The organism is Cellvibrio zantedeschiae, assembly GCF_014652535.1.
Lineage (GTDB): Bacteria > Pseudomonadota > Gammaproteobacteria > Pseudomonadales > Cellvibrionaceae > Cellvibrio > Cellvibrio zantedeschiae.
Genome location: NZ_BMYZ01000001.1, coordinates 1958297 through 1973171, shown reverse-complemented (window position 1 = coordinate 1973171; position 14875 = coordinate 1958297). Strand labels below are relative to the sequence as shown.

13 protein-coding genes and 1 tRNA gene are annotated in these 14875 nt (G+C 43.1%); 8 read left to right on the top strand and 6 right to left on the bottom strand.

Translation table 11 applies throughout. The features are described from left to right. The first annotated feature begins 46 nt into the window (after window positions 1–46). The 3 genes from IE104_RS08745 (at window position 47) to ihfB (ending at window position 3853) form a co-directional block, all read left to right on the top strand. A complete protein-coding gene (locus IE104_RS08745) occupies window positions 47–1390 on the top strand; it encodes a UDP-glucose dehydrogenase family protein (RefSeq protein WP_189417572.1) in 1344 nt (447 codons plus the stop codon). Window positions 1391–1647: 257 nt separating this feature from the next. Next, a complete protein-coding gene (gene rpsA / locus IE104_RS08740) occupies window positions 1648–3330 on the top strand; it encodes a 30S ribosomal protein S1 (RefSeq protein ID WP_189418390.1) in 1683 nt (560 codons plus the stop codon). A 229-nt stretch (window positions 3331–3559) separates the two neighbouring features. Beyond that, the gene (gene ihfB / locus IE104_RS08735; RefSeq protein WP_189417570.1) at window positions 3560–3853 is read left to right on the top strand and encodes an integration host factor subunit beta; all 294 of its coding nucleotides are present in this window, start codon (window positions 3560–3562) and stop codon (window positions 3851–3853) included. A gap of 59 nt (window positions 3854–3912) precedes the next feature. On the opposite strand, the gene IE104_RS08730 is transcribed toward ihfB, so the two are convergent. Genes IE104_RS08730 through IE104_RS08715 form a run of 4 tightly spaced genes read right to left on the bottom strand, consistent with a single transcriptional unit; the run spans window position 3913 to window position 8578 of the window. Continuing rightward, complete coding sequence (locus IE104_RS08730; RefSeq protein WP_189417569.1) at window positions 3913–4728, bottom strand: glycosyltransferase family protein; 816 nt, start codon at window positions 4726–4728, stop codon at window positions 3913–3915. Next, window positions 4728–6656, bottom strand: a complete 1929-nt coding sequence (locus tag IE104_RS08725) for a nucleoside-diphosphate sugar epimerase/dehydratase (protein WP_189417567.1) — start codon at window positions 6654–6656, stop codon at window positions 4728–4730. Before IE104_RS08725 ends, IE104_RS08730 begins: the two co-directional genes overlap by 1 nt. 42 nt (window positions 6657–6698) lie before the next feature. Further along, window positions 6699–7706, bottom strand: coding sequence for an MraY family glycosyltransferase (locus IE104_RS08720; RefSeq protein ID WP_189417565.1), 1008 nt, complete (start codon window positions 7704–7706; stop codon window positions 6699–6701). Continuing rightward, the gene (locus tag IE104_RS08715; protein ID WP_189417563.1) at window positions 7706–8578 is read right to left on the bottom strand and encodes an NAD-dependent epimerase/dehydratase family protein; all 873 of its coding nucleotides are present in this window, start codon (window positions 8576–8578) and stop codon (window positions 7706–7708) included. Before IE104_RS08715 ends, IE104_RS08720 begins: the two co-directional genes overlap by 1 nt. A 96-nt stretch (window positions 8579–8674) precedes the next feature. Here IE104_RS08715 and IE104_RS08710 point away from each other — a divergent pair. From IE104_RS08710 to IE104_RS08695, 4 genes are all read left to right on the top strand, one after another. Then, a tRNA-Val gene (locus tag IE104_RS08710) sits at window positions 8675–8751 on the top strand. A 202-nt stretch (window positions 8752–8953) separates the two neighbouring features. Then, window positions 8954–10855 carry a molecular chaperone HtpG gene (gene htpG, locus IE104_RS08705; protein ID WP_189417562.1) on the top strand — a complete coding sequence of 634 codons (1902 nt, stop codon included), beginning with the start codon at window positions 8954–8956 and terminating at the stop codon, window positions 10853–10855. An 85-nt stretch (window positions 10856–10940) separates the two neighbouring features. Further along, window positions 10941–11405, top strand: coding sequence for a methylglyoxal synthase (locus IE104_RS08700; protein ID WP_189417560.1), 465 nt, complete (start codon window positions 10941–10943; stop codon window positions 11403–11405). After that, window positions 11405–11962 carry a hypoxanthine-guanine phosphoribosyltransferase gene (locus IE104_RS08695; protein WP_189417558.1) on the top strand — a complete coding sequence of 186 codons (558 nt, stop codon included), beginning with the start codon at window positions 11405–11407 and terminating at the stop codon, window positions 11960–11962. The genes IE104_RS08700 and IE104_RS08695 overlap by 1 nt, the downstream gene beginning before the upstream one ends. 9 nt (window positions 11963–11971) lie before the next feature. On the opposite strand, the gene IE104_RS08690 is transcribed toward IE104_RS08695, so the two are convergent. Then, the gene (locus IE104_RS08690; protein ID WP_189417556.1) at window positions 11972–13381 is read right to left on the bottom strand and encodes an ATP-binding protein; all 1410 of its coding nucleotides are present in this window, start codon (window positions 13379–13381) and stop codon (window positions 11972–11974) included. Between the two features lie 6 nt (window positions 13382–13387). Beyond that, window positions 13388–14086, bottom strand: a complete 699-nt coding sequence (locus IE104_RS08685; RefSeq protein WP_189417554.1) for a response regulator transcription factor — start codon at window positions 14084–14086, stop codon at window positions 13388–13390. 207 nt (window positions 14087–14293) lie between these two features. Between IE104_RS08685 and IE104_RS08680 the strand changes: the two genes are divergently transcribed. Next, complete coding sequence (locus tag IE104_RS08680; protein ID WP_444542197.1) at window positions 14294–14869, top strand: flavodoxin; 576 nt, start codon at window positions 14294–14296, stop codon at window positions 14867–14869. Window positions 14870–14875 lie beyond the last annotated feature (6 nt).

Genomic DNA, 14875 nt, shown 5'->3' with positions numbered 1-14875 from the left:
GGTGCCAACTATCGCATGATTTTATGTTGATATAGGGAGTGAGCAAATGAAAGTAACAGTATTTGGTACTGGTTATGTTGGTCTGGTAACAGGAACTTGTTTGGCGGACGTGGGGCATGATGTTCTTTGTGTCGATGTCGACCAGAAAAAGGTCGATAATTTGAAAAATGGGATTATTCCTATTTTTGAACCAGGTCTTGAGCCTATTGTTAAACAAGCTGTACAAAATGGATTGCTGAATTTTACGACCAATATGGACGAGGCAGTTGATCACGGTGAGCTGCAATTTATAGCCGTAGGTACACCTTCAGGCGAGGATGGTTCCGCAGATTTGCAATATGTTGTCGCGGTGGCCAAAACCATTGGTCAGCGCATGAATGGTTACAAAGCCGTTGTGAATAAGTCTACCGTACCTATTGGCACTGCAGAAAAAGTATCTGAAGCATTGCTTGGGGAACTCAACGCGCGTGGTGTTGATGTCCCTTTTGATGTGGTTTCCAATCCTGAGTTTTTAAAAGAAGGTGCGGCAATCAATGACTTTATGAAGCCTGATCGCATTGTAGTGGGTACAAATAGTGAGCGCGCGGAAAAGCTGTTGCGTGAACTCTATGCTCCATTCAATCGTAGCCATGATCGTATGATTTTTATGGATGTGCGTTCGGCTGAGTTAACCAAATATGCCGCAAACGCCATGCTGGCGACCAAAATTAGCTTCATTAATGAAATGGCAAATCTCGCGGAAAAATTGGGTGCGGATATCGAGCAAGTCCGCAATGGTATAGGGGCGGACCCGAGGATTGGTTACCAATTCATCTATCCTGGTTGTGGTTATGGTGGCTCGTGTTTCCCGAAAGACGTGAAAGCGATAATCAATATCGCTAAAAATGTTGATTACCAAGCGAGCCTTATGGAAGCGGTCGATCGCGTCAATCACATCCAAAAGAGTAAGTTGTATACTTATGTTACCAAGCATTTTGGCGGCAATCTCAAAGGCAAAACTTTCGCCTTATGGGGTTTGGCATTCAAACCCAACACTGACGATATGCGGGAAGCGCCAAGTCGTGTTTTGATCGAGGCTCTATGGGCGGCAGGTGCAAAGGTTCAGGCTTACGACCCTGTTGCTATGGATGAAACGCAGCATATTTACGGGTTGCGGGAAGATTTGAAATTGGTAGGCACCAAAGAGGCTGCCCTTGAAAAAGCAGACGCTTTGATTATTTGCACTGAATGGAAGACCTTCCGCGCACCTAATTTCGAGCTCATCAAAAGCACCCTGTTAAATCCTGTGGTGTTTGATGGCCGTAATTTATATGAGCCTGAGCGTATGTTGGAATATGGTTTTGATTATTACGCAGTGGGCCGTGGTAAAAGTGTTACGCAATACCAGTAGCTAGTTAGAGCGGGCGCTAAGCATAAAGCTTGCGCCCGCTACATATCAAAAATCCCGCCTAAACCTCTGCTAACTTCTTGATCTATAAGGCTGATTCTGTTAGCCTGCCGCACCTGCTGAAAAGTCTATCTGATTTTTGAGTGGTAGAGGGCTAGCATCCTGCCAGAGGAAGCCTTCGCTCCTATTAATTTGACCCGCTTACTGGCTCGCGGGATGGCATAGCTAGTCTATGTCCCTTAGAAGGTATCACCATGAGTATGACTGAAAGTTTTGCTGAGTTATTTGAAGAGAGTTTAAAGACCGTTGATATGGTGCCGGGCACCATCGTAACTGGTGTAGTTATCGATATCGACAAGGACTGGGTGACTGTTCACGCCGGCCTGAAATCAGAGGGTGTAATCCCTGCAGAACAATTCCGTAACGAATTGGGTGAGTTGAATCTCCAAATCGGTGACGAAGTACAAGTAGCGCTGGAAAGCGTAGAAGACGGTTTCGGTGAAACCAAACTGTCTCGTGAAAAAGCCAAGCGTTCAGAAGCCTGGAAAGTGCTTGAAGCTGCACACGTTGCAGAAGAAGTTATTAAAGGTGTTATCAACGGTAAAGTTAAAGGTGGTTTCACCGTTGACGTTGCTAGCATCCGTGCGTTCTTGCCAGGTTCTTTGGTAGACGTTCGTCCAGTGCGCGATACCGCTCACCTGGAAGGTAAAGAGCTTGAGTTTAAAGTTATCAAGTTGGACCAAAAGCGTAACAACGTCGTTGTTTCTCGTCGTGCTGTGTTGGAACAAACCAACTCTGCTGAGCGTGATGAATTGTTGGCTACCTTGCAAGAAGGTCAAGCTGTTAAAGGTATCGTTAAAAACCTTACCGACTACGGCGCATTCGTTGATTTGGGCGGTGTAGATGGCTTGTTGCACATCACCGACATGGCTTGGAAGCGTATCAAGCACCCAGGTGAGATCGTAGAAGTTGGTCAAGAGATCGACGTTAAAGTATTGAAGTTTGATCGCGATCGTAACCGTGTATCTTTGGGCTTGAAACAACTCGGTGAAGATCCATGGATTCAAATCACCAAGCGTTACCCAGAAGGTGCTCGTGTTAAAGCGAAGGTCACCAACTTGACTGACTACGGCTGTTTCGCTGAGTTGGAAGAGGGCGTAGAAGGCTTGATCCACGTTTCTGAAATGGATTGGACCAACAAAAATATTCATCCTTCAAAAGTTGTTCAGTTGGGCGACGAAATTGAAGTTATGGTATTGGATATTGACGAAGAGCGTCGTCGTATCTCTCTCGGCTTGAAACAATGCCAGGAAAATCCATGGGATGCATTTGCTCGCACTTGCGCTAAAGGCGACAAGATCAGCGGTAAAATCAAATCAATCACTGACTTCGGTATCTTCATTGGTCTGGACGGTGGTATTGACGGTTTGGTTCACTTGTCTGATATCTCTTGGCACGAAGCTGGTGAAGAAGCCGTTCGTAAGTACAAGAAAGGCGATGAGTTGGAAACCGTTGTATTGGCAATCGACCCAGAGCGTGAGCGTATTTCTTTAGGTATCAAACAGCTTGAAGCTGATCCATTCTCAGAATATGTTTCTGTAAATGACAAAGGTGCTGTTGTTAAAGGTATCGTTAAGGAAGTAGAAGCTAAAGCTGCAACTATCACTTTGGCTCCAGATGTAGAAGCAGTATTGAAGGCTTCTGAATTGAGCCGTGAGAAGGTTGAAGATGCACGCAACTTGTTGAAAGTGGGCGACGAAGTTGAAGCCAAGATCATTGCAGTAGACCGCAAAAATCGTGGTATCAGCTTGTCTGTGAAGTCTAAAGATGTTGAAGAAGAAAAATCAGCATTGAAAGAGCACAGCACCAAACAAACTGAACAAGCAGCTCCAGCTACAACCTTGGGCGACTTGATCAAAGCGCAAATGCAAAATAAAGAGTAATTTTGCAAACAACGGCTAGACTTGTTCTAGCCGTTGTTGTTTTCACTGCTCAGTTTTTAAACCCGTGTAAACTCTGTACTTATTAAGTTTGAACGTGAAGTTTATTGAATAAAGAGTTTATAGCGTTTTAAACACTGCATCTTGAGTTCTACTGTTTTTCAATTTAATTGGAAAAGGATTGCAGCAAATTTTGCTTGCCACTATCTAGCCCAGAGTATGAGTGTAGGTCATGACAAAATCTGAACTTATTGAATACATTTCCGAAAAACAAAACCAATTGCCTGTAAAAGATGTGGAGCTTGCGGTTAAGCTTCTGCTCGATTATATGTCAGATATTCTGGCGACAGGTGAGCGTATCGAAATACGCGGATTCGGGAGCTTCTCCTTGCATTATCGTGCTCCGCGTACTGGACGCAATCCCAAGACCGGAGAGTCGGTGACTCTTGAGGGTAAATACGTCCCTCATTTTAAACCCGGTAAAGAAATGCGTGATCGGGTTAATGAAAGTATCCAGGCAAATTAATTTTAGGCGGTTGTTTGACGGTAAACTCAGTTTTATCGACCTTGCCTGAAACTAATCAGCTATCCTTTTAAAAAAATAAAATAAGACCTGAGAAACAATTTAATATGTTTCCAACCCTTTGTTGCTGCTTTTCCCCCAAGGTGAGTGATCTGCATGGATGGCAGAAAAACTTTCTTCGCAATTCTTCTCGATAAATCGAAGTCTTCAAAATAGAGAAAATATTCAGGTGAAAATCCACCTATTTTTTTCAATGTTTCAGTTCTGCATAGCATAAAACAACCGCTGGCAAGCTCTATAGACAAAGGTTTGTCCGCAGGTAGCTTATCTTTATAAGTATACCAATCCAGGCTTCGCTTAAAAATTCGGTTCAGCAGCTTATTATTTATCCCGCGAAGGAAGATAACTAAGGGGCTAGGCATACGTTTGCAAAGGTACTCTGGCACACCATTTTCATTTAATGCGTTAGGCGCGACTAAACCCACGTCTTCGTTATTCTTTAAAAAATTGAGTCCTTCATGAATTGCTAAAGAATCTAATTTGACATCAGGGTTTAAAATTAAATGAAAGTTGGAATCGGTCTTATGAATGGTTAAATTATTGGCTCTGCCGTATCCAATATTTCCATGGCCACTAATAATCTCGACATCTTTTAATTTGAGTTTTGCGAGTTCAACTGCGTGCTTGAAAAAATCCGGTATAAAAGATTGATTGTTGATAAGGGAGAATTTGTAATCTTTCAGGCTACCGTATTGCTTGGCAATTTCTAATGCGATATTTAAAGATTCAATTGTAGTCGCAAGAATATCGTAATCAGTATCGTAAACAACGCAACTAATACTTAAAGTGCTGGGTTCAGTTGGCTTAGTGTTTACCATTACTTGTGATGCTTATTGGTTTTAAGTTGAACGACATTGTTAGTGCGAACGTAATGCAATAAATCTTCCGTATTATCCGCAGCATTAAATTCAACAAAGGGTTGTTTTAGCGCATTGAATAATGCGTTATGGTTAAATTTTTCAATATGACTTTGTAAAACACCTAAGTAAGTTTCCAGTTCAGGTAGTGGGATTGATTTTTCATTGGCACGTAGAATTCGTGCGTGTTCTGTTCCTTCGCAGTTTTCACCCACTAATAATTCTTCATAAAGCTTTTCTCCGGGTCTTAATCCGGTAAATTTAATTTCTATATCGCCGTCGGGATTGGCTTCGGACTTAATACTATATCCCGATAAGAATGCCATTTCGGTTGCGAGGTTAACAATCTTAACCGGTTCTCCCATTTCCAATACAAATACATCGCCGCCTTGTGCCATAGCGCCAGCTTGGATAACGAGTTGTGCCGCCTCACTCATGGTCATAAAGTAGCGAGTAATTTCAGGATGCGTCACCGTGATAGGGCCGCCGCGTTTAATTTGCTCGCGGAATTTTGGTACTACGCTGCCGGAAGAGTCGAGCACATTGCCAAAGCGCACCATGCTAAATATGGTTGAATGATTTTGGGTTGCAAGTGCTTGCAATACCAATTCTGCAAGACGTTTAGTTGCACCCATTACATTAGTGGGGCGCACCGCTTTATCCGAAGATATCAATACAAAGTGTTCTACTTTCGCAGCTATAGCAGCCTTTGCTGTTTTAAGAGTGCCAAATAAATTGTTGTTGGTGCCTTCCAGGATATTGTATTCAACCAAAGGCACGTGCTTATAAGCTGCTGCGTGATAAAGTGTTTCTACGTGAAAGGACTTCATTATATTTTCAAGCAGGGCTTCATTATTAATCGACCCTAATATTGGATAGATTTTTATTGAGTTGTCAGCACCTAAAGATAGAAGCTCATCGTTAATTTGGTAAAGATTAAATTCACATCGCTCAAATAAAACAATCGCTGCGGGCTTGAGGGCGATTACCTGCCGACAAATTTCGGAACCAATGGAGCCGCCAGCACCAGTAACCATAACAACTTTATTAGTGATATTAACTTCCAATAATGAAGCTGCCGGTGCTACAGGTTCGCGCCCCAGCAACTCTTCAATTTGAATTGAGCGGAATTCTTCAATATGTGCTGTGCCGTTAATGAGATCGTTTAAGGGCGGGATTGCCTGAATTTGTACCGGCAGTTTTTCCAAGGCTCTGACAATATTTATGGTTTGCTGTTGGTTCGCAGTATCCAAGGCGAGAAGTATTTTCTTTGCGTTAAATTTTTTAACCAAATGAGGAAGTTCAGTGGGACTATAAACTTTAATGCCACGTAAATTACTTTGATGTAGTTTTTCGTTGTCGTCTACAAAAGCAACCGGTTTATATTGCACGCTTTTATTAAGTTGTGATGCCAGGTAATGACCAGATTCGCCTGCACCGTAAATAATGACATTTGCATTACCCTTTGGGGTGAAAAATTGCAAAAGGCTACGAAACATTAGGCGCGGCAAACCAATTAGAAACAGTGCGATAAAAGAATATATAACAGGAACAGAGCGCGGTAAAAACGCGTGCAAATAGAAACCGGTAGCGATCATGGCGAAGCTGGACGCGACTATGCCAATTAATATTGTCACAATGGCTTGTGGAGGAATGTAGCGCAATATGGCGCGGTAGAGTCCCATGCGAACAAAAAGCGCAATAGAAATTACAATAGTAGCTACAAGGCAGAGTAGTTCCTGTAAGCTAAAATGAAATTCCAATTGGCTGAGACGTAACACATAGGCCAAATAAAAGGCGACCGAAATCGCTACAACATCGTAAGCGACACTTATCGCGCGTTTTATCGGGCGCGGTGCATTCAGGAATTTGGCGAGTAAGCTATTCATGAGGGCTTTTTCTCGTGGCCTGTTGTGAGTTCGGTGGGCAACTCAATTTTGTTCGGATTTACCTGCGCCGATTATAAAGCACCGCCATATCAAAGGTAACAGGGAAATTGTAGTAATGAGTAATGCGTATTCCTTATAGTGGAACGCGGTTAGTGCTAATGGAAGTAACCAGACCAGATTTACCAAAGAATAACGCAAGCTCACCTTTTGATGAGAACCAAGTTTGCGTGACAGGATTTGATAATGGTGACTGCGATGCGCCAAATACCACTTTTGCCCGCTTAATATACGATAAGCCAAAGTCCAGCTGGCATCGACGATGAAACATCCCAGTAAAATAATTACTGAACAAATACTTATGAGCTTTGTGTTGATGGCATAGAGACATAAGCAGCCAATTAAGCATCCTAAAAAAGTGCTGCCAATATCGCCCATAAAAATTTTTGCAGGCTGCCAATTAAGTGCGAGGAAACCTATCACAGGTGCTGTGCATAAGAGCAGGAAATAGCTCAGGTTAATTTCACCTCCCTGATAGGAAAAGAAGGCGAGGGCAGCAAGGACAAAAATGCTTTCGCTGGCGGCAATTCCATCTATGCCGTCCATAAAATTAAATAAGTTGATCAGCCAGGATAGGCTTAAGCTCAACAATAGGCCTTCGAGCACAATGAGCCAGGAAGCTTGAGAAAAGAACGATTGTAAATTGCCCAGCGCAACTACCGAGCAGAAAAAATATATTATGAATCGCGCAGCTTGACTAAGACCTTTAAGGTCATCCACTAAGCCGGTTAAAGCGACCAATACGATTGGTAGAAGAATAAAAAGTAAAATATTTGTGCTTATTTTATTATTCAACAATGCATAAGTAAAAACTAACAAACTTATGAGAACAACAAAGCTCAAACCACCGATTCGCGGTGTAGCTTGTGTATGGGAGCTGCGATGATTGGCTACATCAAGCAACTGCTTTTTATGAGCGTATGAGATTAATGCCCTGGTTATAAAATACCCTGCAATGCATAGAATAAAAAATAAAGCGATAATTAAGCCCATTAGTTGCGCGGGCTCCATCCCAAAAGTGATTTGGTTTTAGCGATGTTCACTTGCAAATTTCCTGTTAATCGCTCGATTGCTTGAGGTGAAAATTTTTTTATAAGTGTAAAAACCCAATCTGGAACATTAAAAAAATATGGTGATTGATGTTTACGGTCAGCAAGTAACTGAATAATTTCTTTTGTGCTACGCGCAACTCCATCGCTGACCAAAAAAATCTCATGGATAGCTTGTGGGTGTGTTGCACAAAGCGCAATCAATTCGCATAAATTTTCGATAGATACTAAATCACGCTGGTTGTGGATCTTGTCAAAGGGCAACGGGAAGCGTTTATCTATTAATGTTTCAAGCGAATGTAAGTTGCCTTTATTCTTGTCGCCATACACTAGCGGCGGTCGAATAATTACCCAATATGTTTGCGAGTTTATGAGGCGCTCTTTTACCGCTATTTCGCTGGCAAGCTTGGATTGGCCGTAAATATCTTCCGGTTGCGGAGTTTCATCTGCTGAAAAAGGTGGCCGCCCGTTGGTGGAGTTACCGTTCACTTTTATACTGCTGAGATAAATCAAACGGGGAATTTTTGCTGCAACACATAAGTCAGCAACGCGATTGGTCAAGGCAAGATTATCGCGCTCAAAATCATCAGGAGTTGAATTGCGAGTGTGCGCACGAGCCGCCAAATGAATCAGGCAATCCACGCCCTCAAGGCCTGCAATTAACTCTTCGTCAGTTGCAGAAAGCGCCAGCTGTTTATTGGCAGATGTGGAGGGGTTGCGCGTCAGGCTGACAAGGTCGGCTTGCAAGCGATTTTGTAAGAAAGGGCAAAGGGCTTGTCCAACAAAACCATTAGCGCCTGTAACGGCAATTCTCATGCGGCCCAATATCCTCATCCAGGGTGATTCTTATGAAATTGATTATCCCTGCTTGATTGGCATAGATGCAACTGGTAAAGTGCGCGCCGCACGTATAGGACTATAGCTCAGTTGGTTAGAGCACCACCTTGACATGGTGGGGGTCAGCAGTTCGAGTCTGCTTAGTCCTACCACTATTTAACGTGACAGTTTTTCAAAAGCCCGCTTATTGCGGGCTTTTTTGTTATTGCCATGGCTAAAGTTTGAGCTAAACGCATATTTTTATGCCGTTCCCCTTGATTTCGCTTCGTTTCGCCCCATTTTGTGTTCATAGGTTTTTGGCTGGCTAGCCAAAGGCCGTTTATCGTTATTTTGCATTTTATTAGGGGTTCCACCATGACTGTAGATGCTCGTAAAGAAACGCGCGGCTTTCAAACAGAAGCCAAACAATTATTGCATTTGATGATTCACTCGCTGTATTCCAACCGCGAAATATTTTTGCGGGAGTTGGTATCAAATGCGTCGGATGCAGCAGATAAATTGCGTTTTGAGGCTGTGTCTAACGGTGATTTGTACGAAGGTGATACCGAGTTAAAAATCCGTGTGAGTTTTGATAAAGATGCCAAGACAATCACTATCAGCGATAACGGCATTGGTATGTCTCGCGATGAAGTGATTGAAAACCTGGGCACCATTGCCAAGTCAGGTACTGCTAACTTTATGCAAAAGTTGAGTGGCGATCAGAAGAAAGATGCCCAACTGATTGGTCAATTTGGTGTAGGTTTTTATTCTGCCTTTATTGTTGCCGATAAAGTCGTTGTAACTACTCGTCGCGCGGGTGCCCCGGTTAACGAAGCTGTGCGTTGGGAATGTTCAGGTGATGCGGAATTCAGTGTAGAAACAGTTGAAAAAACGCAACGTGGTATGACTGTTGAATTGCATCTGAAAGAAGATGCTTTGGAGTTTGCCGATAATTGGCGTTTGCGCACCATCATCAAAAAATATTCAGATCATATTGCCATTCCTGTTGTGATGCAAAAACCTGTCGCTGTTGATGGCGATGCAACTGAAGCTTCTGAAGATGAAGTTATCAATACTGCAACAGCACTCTGGACTCGCTCACGCAGTGATGTAACAGACGAAGAGTACAAAGAATTCTATAAGCACGTAAGTCATGACTATGCTGAACCATTAACCTGGAGCCATAACCGCGTTGAAGGTAATTTGGATTACACCAGTTTGCTTTATGTTCCTGCTCGCGCTCCATTCGATTTGTACAACCGCGATGCATCCCGTGGTGTGAAGTTATATGTACAACGCACTTTCATTATGGACGATGCTGAACAATTCCTGCCGCTCTATTTGCGCTTTATTAAAGGCGTGGTGGATTCAAACGATTTGTCGTTGAACGTATCGCGTGAAATTTTGCAGAAAGATCCCAATATCGACACTATGCGTGGTGCTTTGACCAAGCGAGTGTTGGATATGTTGTCGAAAATGGCCAGTGGTGAACCAGAAAATTACACCAAATTTTGGAAAGAATTTGGTCAGGTGTTGAAAGAAGGCCCAGCAGAAGATTTTGCTAATCGTGAAAAAATTGCCAAGCTATTACGCTTCGCAACGACTCATACTGGTGACGCTGAACAAAGCCAATCACTGGAAGACTATGTTGCGCGAATGAAAGAAGGGCAGGAAAAGATTTACTACATTGCGGCTGAAAATTTCAACACTGCAAAAAACAGCCCTCACTTGGAAGTGTTCCGTAAAAAAGGCATTGAAGTATTGTTGTTAACCGATCGTGTAGATGAGTGGTTAATGAGCCATTTGTCTGAGTTTGACGGCAAGTCTTTGCAAGACGTAGGTAAGGGTGAGTTGGATTTAGGTAAGCTTGATACTGAAGAAGAGAAGCAAGCTAAAGAAAAAGTCGCTGAGCAATTAAAACCTCTGTTAGAGCGTGTAAAAGCGGCTTTGACTGAAGAAGTTGCAGAAGTGCGCATTACTGATCGTCTAACAGATTCACCTGCATGCGTGGTAGTGGCTGAACATGATATGGGCGCACAAATGCGTCGTATTCTTGAGCAAGCTGGACAGAAGTTGCCAGATTCAAAACCAATCTTTGAATTGAATCCTGAGCATCCATTGGTTAAAAAATTGGAGCAGGAAGGCAACGAAACACGATTTGGTGATTTGGCGCACATCCTTTTTGATCAGGCAAATCTTGCTGAAGGTGCACAGCTACAAGACCCTGCGGCTTATGTGCAACGTTTAAACAAGTTGTTGCTGGAACTAAGCAACTAAGCTTAAACCTGTCAATAATCAAAGGCCTTGGCTATACTCTAGCCAAGGCCTTTTTTGTTTTTGCATTTTACCTTTGGTGATGACAATGGAATTTAAACAAGTAACGCTTGGTGCAAAAAAAAATATTGCGCTCATTGCACACGATAATAAAAAGCAAGATATGGTTGCCTGGTGTAAAGAGCATAAAGCCGAATTGCTAAATCATAATCTTTATGCGACTGGCACTACCGGCATGATTATTGAGCAAGACACCGGCTTACCCATAAAAAAATTAATTAGCGGCCCTTTGGGTGGCGACCAACAAGTTGGTGCGTTAATTACCCAAGGTGAAGTGGATGTTCTCATTTTCTTTTGGGATCCATTTGAACCTATGCCCCATGATCCTGATGTTAAGGCACTGTTACGCATTGCCGCAGTATGGAACATTCCTATTGCGTGTAATCATATTTCGGCAGATTTTTTAATCGCGTCGCCATTATTTAATTCGCCGTCACCAAGAACTGTGCCTGACTATGCGGCATATTTGGCCAAGCGCGCAGTGAGTCTCTAATGAAATTTTTTAGCAGTCTTGAGCAAGTAAATGAAAACGCGAAATGCTTGTTTAATTTGCAGGAAGTCGAACAAGCATTAGATGTTGTTGTCCAGCAATTAACGAATGATTTCGCTAATGAAAGTCCGGTAGTGCTTGGTGTTATGCGCGGTGCGCTACCCATGATGGGTTATGTGGTGCCGCGACTTTCTTTTTATCTTGAAGTTGATTATGTACACGCGACTCGTTACCAGGAAAATCTCGGCACCCGTGAGCTGATGTGGTTGCACGAACCTCATGTGGGATTAAAAGATCGCAGGGTGTTATTGATTGATGATATTTTGGATCGCGGTATCACGCTCAAAGCAATTGCAGATAAATGTTACGAGCTAGGAGCTAAAGACGTTAAAATTGCCGTGCTTTGCCAAAAGCAAATCGCAAATTTTTCTCCTGCTATTTCGGCTGATTACGTAGCTCTATTGGTGCCAGATGCTTATGTATTTGGTTATGGAATGGATTACGAAGGGGGTTGGCGCAATGCGCCGGGGATTTACGAGTTAACAAATACAAGCGAATAAATTCGCTTGTTAATCATCGTCTTCTTCAGCGAGTGCAGGAATTTCTACCGTAATTTTTAATCCACCCTCCGGTTTATTTTCCGCCCAAATTTTTCCATAGTGAAGCGTAACGCTTCTATGGGCAATTGCCAGCCCTAAGCCGTGACCACCACTTTCCCTGTCGCGCGCGGAATCAGTGCGAAAGAACGGTTGGAAGATATCATTTAGCAATTCCTCAGGAACACCTGTGCCTGAGTCTGCAATTTCAATAGAAAAAATATTCTCATCCGTTTTATGCAATAAACCAACGTTTATGTTTCCTGCGATTGGTGTGTAGTGAATTGCATTACGCAAAATGTTTTCGAACACTCCAACCAGCATGTTTCCGTAAGTTGCCACCAACGCTTCATCACAATGGCTATTGAAATGGATGCTGATAGATTTCTCATCCGCCATTTGCTCATAGTCGCTGATAATACTTTGCAAAAGTGAAACTAAATCCAGGGTGTCATCCAATTGCCAGCCTTGTTGGTCGTGCACAGGCAGAGAGAGAATCTCGGTAATAATATTTCCCAAGTAGTCAGCTGCCTGCTTAATGCGTTCAAGTTCGTTATCCACAATTCCCTGGCTGCGCTGTTGTGCAAGTGCAAGCGCGAATTGCAAGCGAGCGAGTGGGGTACGCAATTCGTGCGACACATCTTTAATTAAACGTTTTTGTTCAAGCATGGCCTTTTCCAGGCGCGCAGTCATGTGGTCAAAGTCTCGGCCGAGAGCGGCAATTTCGTCTTTTCTTCCGCTGAAATGTTTACTTACGCGTGCGCTCAAGTCGCCATGAGACACTTTTTGAATGGTCTCCTGTAAGCTTTTAATGCTTGAGGTGAAATGACGTGCAAGCAGAAAACACGCGCTACCGCTTACGAGAATTGAAACGAGTAATAGCGGCCAAATATTATTAATGAAAAGTTCCCAAATAATATCGCGATCAGGGCCTTCATCAAGCCCGTCAGAAATGGTAACCAATTTAATAACATCGCCATCATTCAAAGTGATGTAGCGGCCAAAAAGTTTGCGGTTCCTGTCCTGAATTTTTTCGTAAGGATGCTTGGCATTAAGTTGCTCAGCCATCATGAGTACGCCGGGTGGGAGCAGGCGATTTAAAACGTCTTGATTGTTATTGTCGAGTGCGAAAATAAATGGCGAAGACCAGGCGGGCAGGGCGCGTATGTCTTTACGAATATCTGCAGCGTTGCGATTGATAATGCTGCCGGCCATTTGGAATAACAAACGTTTGGCGGGCTCTTCATCATGATTTAAGTGGGCGTTTTGCAAATTGCCATCGGGAGTCATATCAAACCAATGCACTACCACATTGGTACCCACGATGATGGTGGCGGTTATCAGCCAAAATGTTAAAAATATTTTGAGGTATAACCGCGTCATAGAAAATTATTTATCTTCGTGCAAAGTAAGCATGTAGCCTGCGCCGCGTACGTTAATAATTAATTCTTTGTTTGCACCTGCAGCCGTTAATTTTTTACGTATGTTGCTGACATGAACGTCGATACTACGATCATAAGGTGTGAGCTTGCGGTTAAGTGCTTGTTCTGTCATATCATCTTTGCTTATGACTTGGCCGGCTTGGCGCACCAAAATTTCCAACACACTAAATTCCGTACCGGTGAGTACAATTTCACTGTTATTCCAGGTCACGTGGCGGCTACCCAAATGCAATACGAGTGGCCCAGAACTGATTTTTTCAAGTTTTGTCGGGCTTGGTTCATTGCTATGTGAACGGCGCAAAATCGCGCGTATGCGCGCTACCAATTCGCGTGGATCACAGGGTTTAGGTAGGTAATCATCTGCGCCTATTTCAAGGCCAATAACTCGATCAACCGTATCGCCTTTTGCGGTTAACATAAGCACTGGTGTTTGATGGGTTTTACGCAAAATTTTTAATACTTCAAAACCATTGTGAATCGGTAACATGACGTCCAATACAATAGCGGCATACTGGTCTTGAGTTGCAAGTTGGACGCCTGCTTCACCATCATAAGCGGCGATTACTTCGAAGCCTTCAGTGGTGAGGTATTCGCTGAGTAGTTGACTAAGTTCTTTGTCGTCATCGATGAGTAAGAGTTTATTCATGGATTATCATCACTATTAGAAGAAGTTATGCCGCAAGTGTGCAGTAGCCACTTTAGAGTGTCATTGAAATTGTAGCTGTTTAACGCTTCTTAACAAATTAAAGAATGAAATTTATTTAAGCAAAATATTTAAGAAATTTTATGTCCCTTATGGGGTGGCGCATGTATACACAAGATTGCTTGCGTATAAAAGCCATTGTTGGGAAAATTGCGTTTCTTATCAATTCAACTTGAGGTGCGTGTGGCTAGCCTGGGGCTTTTTTTTGGCAGTGATGAAGGTAATAGCGAACGCATCGCCTATCGAATTCAAAAACGTTTTGGTAAAGATGTTGTCGATGTACATGATATAGCAGACGCAACGCAGCTGGACTTTACCCATTACGACAAGATCATTCTGGGGATACCCACGTGGGATTTTGGCCAGATCCAATCCGATTGGGAAGATTTTTGGATTGATGTCAGCGAAATAGATTTCTCCGGTAAAACAGTGGCCTTTTTTGGTTTGGGTGATCAATTCGGCTACAGCGACTACTTTCTGGATGCTATGGGTATGCTGCACGATGTGGTCATTCAATCCGCCCCTAATATTGTTGGGCATTGGTCTATAGAGGGTTACGAGTTTTCGGCCTCCAAGGCAGAGATTCCAGGCGCGGGAAAATTCGTTGGCTTGGCGCTTGATGAAGATCATCAGGAACATCTGACTGCTGCTCGTTTAAATCGCTGGTGCGCACAACTTCACACTGAATTTGGTCTTGAGACTCCTCTTCACGAAGTTGATGATTAGCTCTGG